The organism is Monashia sp. HAY1-2A (genome assembly GCF_056755315.1).
The window spans coordinates 22,466-32,550 of the sequence record NZ_JBNDHY010000039.1; the positions used below are offsets into that span (position 1 = coordinate 22,466).

Annotated in this window: 10 protein-coding genes and 1 pseudogene; 7 read left to right on the forward strand and 4 right to left on the reverse strand. The window is 75.9% G+C overall.

Annotated features, from left to right (window positions below):
* Positions 1-189 precede the first annotated feature (189 nt).
* Genes ACPYOM_RS08125 through ACPYOM_RS08150 form a run of 6 tightly spaced genes read left to right on the forward strand, consistent with a single transcriptional unit; the run spans position 190 to position 5,940 of the window.
* Positions 190-771 carry a vWA domain-containing protein gene (locus ACPYOM_RS08125; protein WP_481345571.1) on the forward strand — a complete coding sequence of 194 codons (582 nt, stop codon included), beginning with the start codon at positions 190-192 and terminating at the stop codon, positions 769-771.
* The gene (cobO, locus tag ACPYOM_RS08130) at positions 771-1,382 is read left to right on the forward strand and encodes a cob(I)yrinic acid a,c-diamide adenosyltransferase (RefSeq protein WP_481342730.1); all 612 of its coding nucleotides are present in this window, start codon (positions 771-773) and stop codon (positions 1,380-1,382) included. Before ACPYOM_RS08125 ends, cobO begins: the two co-directional genes overlap by 1 nt.
* A complete protein-coding gene (locus tag ACPYOM_RS08135) occupies positions 1,379-2,899 on the forward strand; it encodes a cobyrinic acid a,c-diamide synthase CobB (protein WP_481345572.1) in 1,521 nt (506 codons plus the stop codon). Before cobO ends, ACPYOM_RS08135 begins: the two co-directional genes overlap by 4 nt.
* A complete protein-coding gene (gene cobC / locus ACPYOM_RS08140; protein ID WP_481345573.1) occupies positions 2,896-3,963 on the forward strand; it encodes an Rv2231c family histidinol phosphate aminotransferase CobC in 1,068 nt (355 codons plus the stop codon). The genes ACPYOM_RS08135 and cobC overlap by 4 nt, the downstream gene beginning before the upstream one ends.
* A complete protein-coding gene (cobA, locus tag ACPYOM_RS08145) occupies positions 3,953-4,960 on the forward strand; it encodes a uroporphyrinogen-III C-methyltransferase (RefSeq protein ID WP_481345574.1) in 1,008 nt (335 codons plus the stop codon). The genes cobC and cobA overlap by 11 nt, the downstream gene beginning before the upstream one ends.
* Before the next feature lie 8 nt (positions 4,961-4,968).
* Complete coding sequence (locus ACPYOM_RS08150) at positions 4,969-5,940, forward strand: cobalamin biosynthesis protein (RefSeq protein ID WP_481345575.1); 972 nt, start codon at positions 4,969-4,971, stop codon at positions 5,938-5,940.
* Here ACPYOM_RS08150 and ACPYOM_RS08155 read toward each other — a convergent pair.
* Genes ACPYOM_RS08155 through ACPYOM_RS08170 form a run of 4 tightly spaced genes read right to left on the reverse strand, consistent with a single transcriptional unit; the run spans position 5,922 to position 9,539 of the window.
* On the reverse strand, positions 5,922-7,706 hold the full coding sequence (locus tag ACPYOM_RS08155; RefSeq protein WP_481345576.1) for a SulP family inorganic anion transporter: 1,785 nt from the start codon (positions 7,704-7,706) through the stop codon (positions 5,922-5,924). The two genes, ACPYOM_RS08150 and ACPYOM_RS08155, sit on opposite strands and share 19 nt — an antisense overlap.
* A complete protein-coding gene (locus ACPYOM_RS08160; protein WP_481345577.1) occupies positions 7,703-8,488 on the reverse strand; it encodes a cobalt-precorrin-6A reductase in 786 nt (261 codons plus the stop codon). The genes ACPYOM_RS08155 and ACPYOM_RS08160 overlap by 4 nt, the downstream gene beginning before the upstream one ends.
* Positions 8,488-9,408: a MerR family transcriptional regulator gene (locus ACPYOM_RS08165; RefSeq protein WP_481345578.1), complete on the reverse strand. Its 921-nt coding sequence runs from the start codon at positions 9,406-9,408 to the stop codon at positions 8,488-8,490. The genes ACPYOM_RS08160 and ACPYOM_RS08165 overlap by 1 nt, the downstream gene beginning before the upstream one ends.
* Positions 9,409-9,416: 8 nt before the next feature.
* Positions 9,417-9,539, reverse strand: coding sequence for a hypothetical protein (locus ACPYOM_RS08170; RefSeq protein WP_481345579.1), 123 nt, complete (start codon positions 9,537-9,539; stop codon positions 9,417-9,419).
* A 281-nt stretch (positions 9,540-9,820) separates the two neighbouring features.
* Here ACPYOM_RS08170 and ACPYOM_RS08175 point away from each other — a divergent pair.
* Positions 9,821-10,085 (forward strand): annotated as a pseudogene (locus tag ACPYOM_RS08175) (CPBP family intramembrane glutamate endopeptidase); the annotation flags it as partial.

The window sequence follows — 10,085 nt, forward strand, 5'->3', positions numbered from 1 at the left end:
GCCGGCCGGCGGTCCGCGGCCGTCACGACGACGGGTCGACGCGTCCGTGAGACGACCGCCCCCGTCGGCCCGCTGCACCTGCCCGCGACGGTCCGGGCGGCCGCCGCCGCCCGCACGCCGAAGGACGACGGGAGCCCCGGCGAACGGCCCCGGCGGCTGCGCGTCAGCCCGTCCCACCTGCGTCGTGCCGTGCTCCAGGGCCGCGAGTCCAACCTCGTGCTCCTGTGCGTCGACGCGTCCGGCTCGATGGCCGCCCGGCGTCGGCTCGAGGCCGTGACCTCGGCCGTGCTGTCGCTGCTGCTCGACGCCTACCAGCGGCGCGACAAGGTCGGTCTCGTCACCTTCCGGGACCGGGCCGCCGAGCTCGTCCTGCCGCCCACCGGGTCGGTCGACGTCGCCGCCGCGCGCCTTCGCGACCTGCCCTTCGGCGGCCGGACACCCCTCGCCGAGGGCCTGCTCGCCGCCTACGAGACCCTCCGCGTCGAACGCCTGCGCGACCCGAGCCGGCGCCCGCTGCTCGTCGTCGTCACCGACGGACGCGCGACGGCCGGGCCCGACGCGGTCGCGCGCGCGAGCCGGGTGGCCCGCCAGCTGCACCACGAGGGCGTCGAGGCCGTCGTCGTCGACTGCGAGACGGGGCGGATGCGGCTCGGCCTCGCCGCCCGGCTCGCCACCGACCTCGGGGCCCAGCACCTTCCCGTCGGCGACGTCGCCGCGCAGACCATCGTGGACGCCGCTCGCACCACCACCCAGCCGAGGAGGGCCGCCTGATGCGCGGACAGCCCACGACCGTTCCCGACGACGGCCTGACGACGCGCCAGCGCCGCAACCGGCCGCTCGTCGTCGTCCACACCGGTGACGGCAAGGGCAAGTCGACCGCCGCCTTCGGCCTGGCGCTGCGCGGCTGGAACCAGGGCTGGTCGGTCGGGGTGTTCCAGTTCGTCAAGAGCGCCAAGTGGCGCATCGGCGAGCAGACCGCCGTGGAGACGCTCGGGCAGCTGCACCGCGACGCGGGGGTCGGCGGCCCGATGGAGTGGCACAAGATGGGCAGCGGGTGGTCATGGAGCCGCAAGGAGGGCACCGACGACGACCATGCCGCCGCGGCCCGCGAGGGCTGGGAGGAAGTCAAGCGCCGGCTCGCGGCCCAGACCCACGGGCTCTACGTCCTCGACGAGTTCACCTACCCGATGACCTGGGGCTGGGTCGATGTCGAGGACGTCGTGCGGACCCTGGCCGACCGGCCCGGGCACCAGCACGTCGTCATCACGGGGCGACGCTGTCCCGAGCCGCTCATCGAGCTCGCCGACCTCGTCACCGAGATGACCAAGGTCAAGCACCCGTTCGACGAGGGCCAGAAGGGCCAGAGAGGCATCGAGTGGTGAGCGGCCTCGACTCGGCCCTCGACGTCGCCTTCGGCCGGATGCGCTCCGCCGACGACGCCGTGGCCGCGACGCGGCTGCCGCGGCTCGTCGTCGCGGCGCCCGGGTCCGGCCACGGCAAGACGACCGTCGCCACGGGCCTCATGGCTGCCGTGCGCGGCCGGCGTCTCGAGGTCGCCGGGTTCAAGGTGGGGCCCGACTACATCGACCCGGGCTACCACGAGGTCGCCACCGGTCGCCCCGGCCGCAACCTCGACCCGTTCCTCTGCGGCGAGCACCGCGTCGAGCCGCTGCTGCTGCACGGTGCCCGGGGTGCCGACGTCGCTGTCGTCGAGGGCGTCATGGGCCTGTTCGACGGCCGGCTCGGCACCGAGGGGTTCGCCTCGACGGCGCACGTCGCGGCCCTGACGCACTCGCCCGTCGTGCTCGTCGTCGACGTGTCCAACACGACGCGCACGGCCGCCGCGGTCGTGCACGGCCTCGCCACCTTCGACCCCCGCATCCGGGTGGCCGGCGTCGTCCTCAACAAGGCGGCGTCGGGCCGGCACCTGCGCGAGGTGTGGTCGGCCGTCGAGACCTCGGGGGTCACCGTCCTCGGCGTGCTGCCCCGCGACGCCGGGATCGAGGCGCCCTCGCGCCACCTCGGTCTCGTGCCCGCCGCCGAGCGCGACGAGGCGGACGCATCGGTCGAGCGGCTCGCCGAGCGCGTGGCGGCGCACGTCGACCTCGACGCGGTCCTGTCCATCGCCGGGTCGGCGCCGGACCTGTCGGGGACACCGTGGGATCCGACCGCGGAGATCGCCTCGGCCTCGGGCGAGCTCGTCGACCGCCGCCCGTCGGAGGGCGGCCCCCGCCCGGTCGTCGCGGTGGCGGGCGGACGGGCCTTCACCTTCCGCTACGCCGAGACCGAGGAGCTGATGCGCGCGGCCGGGCTCGACCCGGTCGTCGTGGACCCGACCCGCGACGCGTCGCTCCCAGCGGGCACCGCCGGGCTGCACCTCGGCGGCGGCTTCCCCGAGGTGCATGCTCAGGCCCTGGCCGCCAACTCGTCGCTGCTCGGTGAGGTGCGCGAGGCCGTCCGCGCGGGACTGCCCACCGTCGCCGAGTGCGCCGGCCTGCTCTACCTCTGCGAGAGCCTCGACGGCGAACGGATGGCCGGGGTCCTGCCCGCCGTCGCGGCCATGGGGCCCCGGCTGACGATGGGCTACCGGTCCGCGGTGGCGTCGACGGCATCCGTCGCCGCCGAGCCCGGACGGCGCGTCACGGGCCACGAGTTCCACCGCACCACCGTGTCCGTCGAGGGGCCCACCGGCGACGCTGCCTGGCTCGTGGACGGCCAGCCCGAGGGGTTCGCCCTGGACCCGGCCGGCACCGGCCGGGCGACGCTGCACGCGTCGTACCTGCACACGCACTGGGCCGGGCACCCTTCTCTGGCGGCGCAGTTCGCCTCGTCCGTGCACGAGTACGCGACGCGGCGGACGCCGGCACCGGCGTCGTCATCGGCGAGGAGCCGGACGTGAGCGTCGACCTGCACCACCACGGCGACCGCGACGTCGCTCCCGGCCTCGTCGACCTGGCCGTCAACGTGCGCCTGCCTGCGCCACCGCCCTGGCTCGCCGACGTCGTGGCGCGGTCGCTCGCGGACCTCGGCCGGTACCCGGACGCGACCGCGGCGACCGAGGCCCTGGCCGCACGGCACGGCGCGCCGACCGAGGCCGTGCTGCCGACGGCCGGGGGCGCCGAGGCGTTCACCCTCGTCGCCCGGGCCCTCGGCGCGCGCCGCCCGTCGGTGGTCCACCCGCAGTTCACCGAGCCCGAAGCGGCGTTGCGGGCGGCCGGACGGGACGTGCACCGGCATGTGCTCACCGCCGACGACGGATTCCGGCTCGACCCGGCGGCCTACCGTCCCGATGGTCCGGGAGCCGACGCCGACCTCGTCGTCATCGGCAACCCGACCAACCCCACCGGCGTGCTGCACCCCCGCGACGACGTCCTCGCGCTGCGCGCGCCCGGCCGGGTCCTCGTCGTCGACGAGGCCTTCATGGACGCGGTGCCGGGCGAGAACGCCTCCGTGCTCGGTGAGGGACCGCACGACGGCGTCCTGGAGGGCGTGCTCGTGCTCCGCTCGCTGACGAAGACGTGGGGCCTGGCCGGACTGCGGGCCGGCTACGTCGTCGGCGACCCCGCGCTCGTCGACCGCCTCCGCGCCGTGCAACCGCCGTGGTCGGTCTCGACCCCGGCCCTCGCCGCCACCGTCGCCTGCGCGTCGGAACGGGCCGCGTCCGAGGCCCAGGCCGCCGCCCTCGCCTTCGGCCGTGACCGCGCCGTGCTGCTCGCCGAGCTGGGCTCGGCGGGCTTCGCCGTCGCCGGGAGCCCGGCGACCCCGTTCGTCCTCGTCGACACGTCGCCGCTCGGGCCGGGTTCGGTCCGAGAGGCCCTCGCGGCACGCGGCTTCGCGGTGCGTCGCGGCGAGACCTTCCCGGGGCTGGGCCCGGCGTGGATCCGCGTCGCCGTCCGCGACGCCGCGACCTCGCGCGCGTTCGTGGCGGCCCTGACCGACCTGAGGAGCCGTCATGTCGCCTGAGTCGATGTTCCGCGGCCGCCGGGTGCTCCTCGAGGGCGTCGAGCGCACCACCGCCGCGACCGTGTCGGCCCTGCTGCGCGAGGGAGCCGGCGTGACGGTCGCCGCAGCGGCGGAGGCGCTCGGCGCGACGCTGCGCGACCTCGTCGAGCGCGGCCTCGTCTCCCACGACCCCTCCGCCGACCCGGACTCCTTCGACGTCGTCGTCCGTGCCCGCGCGACCCCCGCCCACGGCCACACCGACGCCGTCAGCGGGGTCCGGCCCGTCGGCACCGTCACCCTCGTCGGAGGTGGACTCGGAGACCCCGGGCTGCTCACCGTCGCCGGCCTCGAGGCCGTGCGCTCGGCGGACGTCGTCGTCCACGACCGGCTCGCGCCCCTGGACGCCCTGCGCCACGCGCGGCCGGACGCCGTGCTCGTCGACGTCGGCAAGATCCCCCGTGGCGCCTTCACCCCGCAGGAGCGGATCAACGACGTCATCGTCGAGCACGCGCTGGACGGCCGGGACGTGGTGCGGCTCAAGGGTGGTGACAACTTCGTCTTCGGCCGGGGTGGCGAGGAGGCCGAGGCCTGCGCGGCGGCCGGCGTGCCGGTGCGCGTCGTGCCCGGTGTGTCCTCGAGCATCGCCGCCCCCGCCCTCGCCGGCATCCCCGTGACCCACCGGACGCTCGTCCAGGGGTTCACCGTCGTCAGCGGCCACGTGGCTCCGGGCGACCCGCGCAGCACCCTCGAGTGGGGCGCGATCGCCCGCAGCAACACGACGATCGTCGTCCTCATGGGTGTCGCGACGCTCGGCGCGATCGCGGAGGCGCTGGTCCGCGAGGGCCTGCCCGCCGACACGCCGGCGGCCGTCGTGGCCGACGCCGGACTGCCGAGCATGCGCTCGGTGCGGGCGCCGCTCACGGCGATCGACACGGCGGTGCGGGAGGCCGGGATCGGCGCCCCTGCCGTCGCCGTCATCGGGGCCGTCGCCGCACTCGACGTGCTCGCGCCGCAGTGAGACGGTCGGTGGCGCGGGCCCTCGGGCTCGCCCTCGGATGGCTCGCGGACCAGGCGCTCGGTGACCCGCACCGCTGGCATCCGGTGGCAGGGTTCGGCTCTGCCGCAACCGCGCTCGAGGCGCGCACGTACGCACCCCGACGCCGCAACGGGGTCGCCCACGTCGGGGTGCTCGTCGGTGCGACGGTGACCCTGGGCGCCGTGCTCGAACGGGTGGGCCGGCGACACCCGCTCGCGCACACCCTCGCCACGGCGGCAGCGACCTGGGCGGTCCTGGGTGGGCGCTCGCTCGTCCGCGAGGCCACGACGATCGAGCGACAGCTGACCGCCGGCGACCTGGCCGGCGCCCGGGTCCAGGTGCGCAACCTCGTCGGACGCGACGCGTCGGCCCTCGACCCCGACGGCGTGGCCCGCGCGTGCGTGGAGTCGCTGGCCGAGAACACGTCGGACGCGGTCGTGGCGCCGCTGCTCTGGGGCGGCCTCCTCGGCGTCCCGGGCCTGCTCGGCTACCGGGCCGTCAACACGCTCGATGCGATGGTCGGGCACCGTTCACCGCGGTACCTCCAGTTCGGTTGGGGCGCAGCCAGGCTCGACGACGTCGTCAACTGGGTGCCGGCACGCGTGGCCGGCGCGCTGACGCTGGCGGCCGCCCCGACCCGCCCCCGAGCGGCAGCCGGGTGGGCCGCGGTGCGGCGCGACGCACCGGCGCACCCGAGCCCCAACGGGGGCGTCGTCGAGGCGGCGTTCGCGGGCGTCCTCGGGGTGCGGCTCGGCGGGTCCAACAGCTACGGCGGACGCGTCGAGGACCGGGGCACGCTCGGCACGGGCCCGGCCGCGTCCGTGGGCGACATCGCCCCGGCGGTGCGCCTCGCCCGATGCGTCTCGGCCGGCTCGCTCGCCGTGGCCGCGCTCGTCGCCGTCGTCCTCGGGGGCGCCGGCCCCGCACCCACCGCGCGACGCTGTCAGCCCGGCTCGGGCTGAGGCGGGACCGGCGGGATCCGCAGCCCCGGCGGCGGGGCGCCGTGCTCGGCGGTGTAGGCCGCGACGTAGGCGGCCACGGCCGTGGGCAGCGTCGGGTAGACGGCATCCCCGCCGATGCGGTCGACGAACCCGGCTGCGACGAGCGAGGCACGGAGGTCCTCCTTGACTCGGGCCATGGCGAACCGGACTCCCCTGTCCTGCAACCGCTCCCGCAGCAGGTCGAGGGCGTCGACTGCGGTCAGGTCGATCTCGGTGTTGGCCTCGGCGTTGAGGAGGAACCACTCCACCCGCCCCCGCGCCTGCGCCTCGTCGACGACCGCGAGGGCCCGGCGCACGAAGTCGTCGGCGTTGGCGAAGAACAGGGGTGAGTCGTAGCGGTAGACGACGAGCCCCGGCACCTGGACGGCGTCGGGGTGGTCGTCGATGTCGTGCATGCCGGCGTAGTCCGGCACGTAGCCGAGGACGCCGTCGTGCGGGTGGACGATGCGGCGGAGCAGGTCGAGGACCGACAGCGCGACCGCGGCCCCGATACCGGGCAGCACGCCGAAGAGCAGCACCGCCGCCGTCGTCGACACGGCGAGGACGAGCTCGCTGCGACGGAAGCCGGCGAGGCGCCGCAGCTCGGAGACGTCGACGAGGCGGATGGCCGCGAAGACGACCACGCCGCCCAGCGCCGCGAGGGGGAAGGCGCCGATGACGGGGCCGAGGAAGAGCAGGGTCCCGACGACGATGACGAGCGAGACGAGCGAGTGCAGCTGGGTGCGGGCGCCCATGGCGTCGGCGATGACGGTGCGGCTGCCGCTCGAGCTGACCGGGAACCCGTGCAGCAGCCCTGCCGCGAGGTTGGCACCCCCGAGCGCGAGGAACTCCTGGTTGCTGTCGACCGACTCACGGTGCCGCGCCCCGAACGCCCGCCCGGTGAGGACGTTGTCGGAGTAGGCCACGACGGCGACCCCGAGGGCGACCGGCAGCAGCGTCCACACGTCGACCTCGCCCACGCGGGGCAGCCGCACGCCCGGCAGGCCCTCGGGTACCGGACCGACCACCTGGATGCCGAACCGGTCGCGCAGCCCGAGCGAGAGCACGAGCACGGTCGCCGCGAGCATGGCGATGAGCGGCCCCGGCCACTGCGGGCGCAGCCGGCGGAAGGCGAGGAGCGCGGCGAGGACGCCGCCGGCGAGCAGCAGCGTCGGCACGTGGACGTCGGCGAGGTGCGTCGCCACGTAGCCCAGCTCCTGGGTGAACGACGCGCCGACGACGTGCAGGCCGGTCACCTTGCCGACCTGGCTGACGACCATGAGCGCCGCGATGCCGGCCATGTATCCGACGAGCACCGGCTTGGAGAGGAGCTCGGACAGGAACCCCAGCCGCACCAGCCGGCCGACGAGGCACAGGACGCCGACGGCGACGGCCAGCAGCGCGGCTGCCTCCTCGCGCGCCGCCATGCCGCCGGCCGCGGTGACGAGGCCCCCGATGCCGGCGGCGGTCATGAGAGCCGTCGTCGACTCGGGTCCGACGGACAGCTGCCGCGACGAGCCGAGCACGGCGTAGACGAGCAGCCCCGGCCCGACGGCCCACAGCCCCGTCACGGCCGGGAGCCCGGCGACCTCCGCGTAGGCCAGCACCTGGGGCACGAGGTAGGCGGCGACGGTGATGCCGCCGAGCACGTCGCCGCGCAGCCAGCGCCGCTCGTACCGGCGCAGCACGGCGAGGCCGGGGAGCAGCTGCTCCCACGTGGCCCGCTCCTGCCGGTGGCCCGCCGTCACGCGTCCGAACGTACCGGCGCGGTGCTCCCCTCGCGGTTGCGTGGGACCGACACGCCCGCCACCCAGCGCAGCGCGGCCTCGACGTCGTCGACGACGTCGACCCCGTCGGGCACGCGGGGGCGACGGACGACGACGACGGGGACGTGCAGCGAGGCCGCCGCGTCGAGCTTGGCCTCGGTGAGCGGACCGCCCGAGTCCTTGGTGAGCAGGACGTCGACGCGTCGCGACGTCATGAGCCGGCTCTCGGCCTCGACGGTGAACGGCCCGCGTGCGAGGAGGACCTCCCACGTCGCCGGCACCTGCCACTCCGGCGGGTCGACGACCCGGGCGAGGACCGGGCGGTCGTCCCAGCGCGCGAACACGTCGAGCTGCTGGCGCCCCGTCGTGACGAACGGACGTGTACCGAGCGACTCGGCGGCGTCCCGGGCGGCAGCGACGGTGTCGACCCACGTGTACGCGTCGGCGCCAGGCCGCGCCGCCCATCCGGTGCGCTGCAGCCGCAGGAGGGGGACGCCGGTCGCGCGGCACGCCGACGCGGCGTTGTCGCTGATGCCGGCGGCGAAGGGGTGCGTCGCGTCGACGACGGCGTCGAACCCGTGGGCCCCGAGGTAGGCCACGAGCCCGGCGACGCCACCGAACCCTCCGGTGCGCACCGGGCCGACGGGGAGCGCGGGTCGGCTCACCCGCCCGGCGAGGCTCGACTCGACGTCGACGCCCTCGGCCACGAGCGAGGCCGCGAGGGCGCGGGCCTCACCCGTGCCCCCGAGGAGCAGGACGCGCATCAGGCGGAGATGCGCAGGCGCCGGCTCATCTCGCCGACGGCCATCGTGATCGAGTGGCCGAGGTGCACGACGCCGTCCTCGACGGCCCCCTGCTCGCTGCCGCCCAGGCCGATGACGACCTCGGGGTGCCGGGCGTGGATGGCGTCGACGATGGTCCGCGCGGCACTGATGTCGTCGGCGCGGGGGACGGCCATGACGACCCCGGCCGCGTGGCGCAGCTCGACGGCGCGGACCCACTCCTCGACCGGGAGGTCCGCGCCGACATAGGCGGTGGCGAACCCGGCTCGGCGGGCGGCGACGGCGAACGCCAGCAGCCCGAGCTCGTGCCGGGCCCCGGTCGGCAGCCCGATGAGCAGCCCCGGGCCGTCGACGCGTCCGGACGCAGCCTCGTACGCGGCGGCGAGCCGACGCTGCACGGCGTAGGAGACGAGGTGCTCGCCGGCGACGGTGAGCCGTCCCTGCGCCCAGGCCTCGCCGACGAGGCGCAGGGTCGGCATGAGCCAGTCGTCGATGACGTGCTCGAAGGTGCCGAGCGCGAAGCGGGCGTCGAGGACGGCCGTCGCGGACGCGGCGTCGAGGCGCTCGGCGGCGCGGAGGAAGGCGTCGGCGTCCTCGGACTGCAGGTGGCCGCCGCGCCACCCGGCGGCCCGGATCGGGGACACCCGCGCCGTGCGGCCGCTGCGGTCACCCGGGTCGGGCGGCGCGAGGCGCCGGAGCGTCTCGGCGGCGGCCTCCCGTGCGGACCAGCCGTCGGTGACGAGGGAGTTCATGATGGCGAGGGCGCGGACGTCGTCGGGACCGTAGAGCCGGTACCCGCCGTCGGAACGCTTCGGCGAGACGACGCCGTAGCGACGCTCCCAGGCGCGCAGCGTCGCGACGCTGATCCCGGTGAGCTCGGCGGCTCGTTTGATGGTGTACACGATCGGGCCTACTCCAGTCGCTCGAGGGCCGGGCGCACGCCCTTCTCGGCGTGCTGCCGGTCGTCCCGAAGGTCCCGGGCGTACACCGCGTGGACCGGACGGCCCGCCGTCACCGTCCGTTCGATGTCCATGCCCGCTCCAACCTTTGACACACCTTCGACAGTCACCATACGGCGCGGACGAAGGATGGACAACGTCGTCAGGAAAACTCGGTCGACCGGGACGTACCCGCTCGCCCGTGGGTCCCGGCGGTGCAGCCGTCCGCGACGCGCCGGCAGGGGGTACGCCATCTGCGCCGCTCACCCCGGGCACCCCGAGCCGATCGTCGACCACGACGAGGAGCGCACGGACACGGTGCACCGGTACGAGCGGGCCGGCCGGTGACCCGGTGGACGAGCTGAGGAGACGACAGATGCGGGGCCCCGTCGCCGAGCTGCGTGCGTTCGTCGACGCGGCGCTGGTCCGGAAGGTCGACCGCGACCACCGGGACCCCGACGACGTCCTCCGCCGCCGCCAGGTCGTCGTCGTGGTGACGTTCCTCGTCGGCACCGGGGTGCTGGCCTGGGCGCTGCGGATCAGGCCCGGCGACCCACTCTTCTACGTCGCGACGCTGGGGCTCGCGGCCCTGTGGCTGCTCGGCGCACTGGCGTCCGGCCCCCTGCACGCCGGCATGGGCC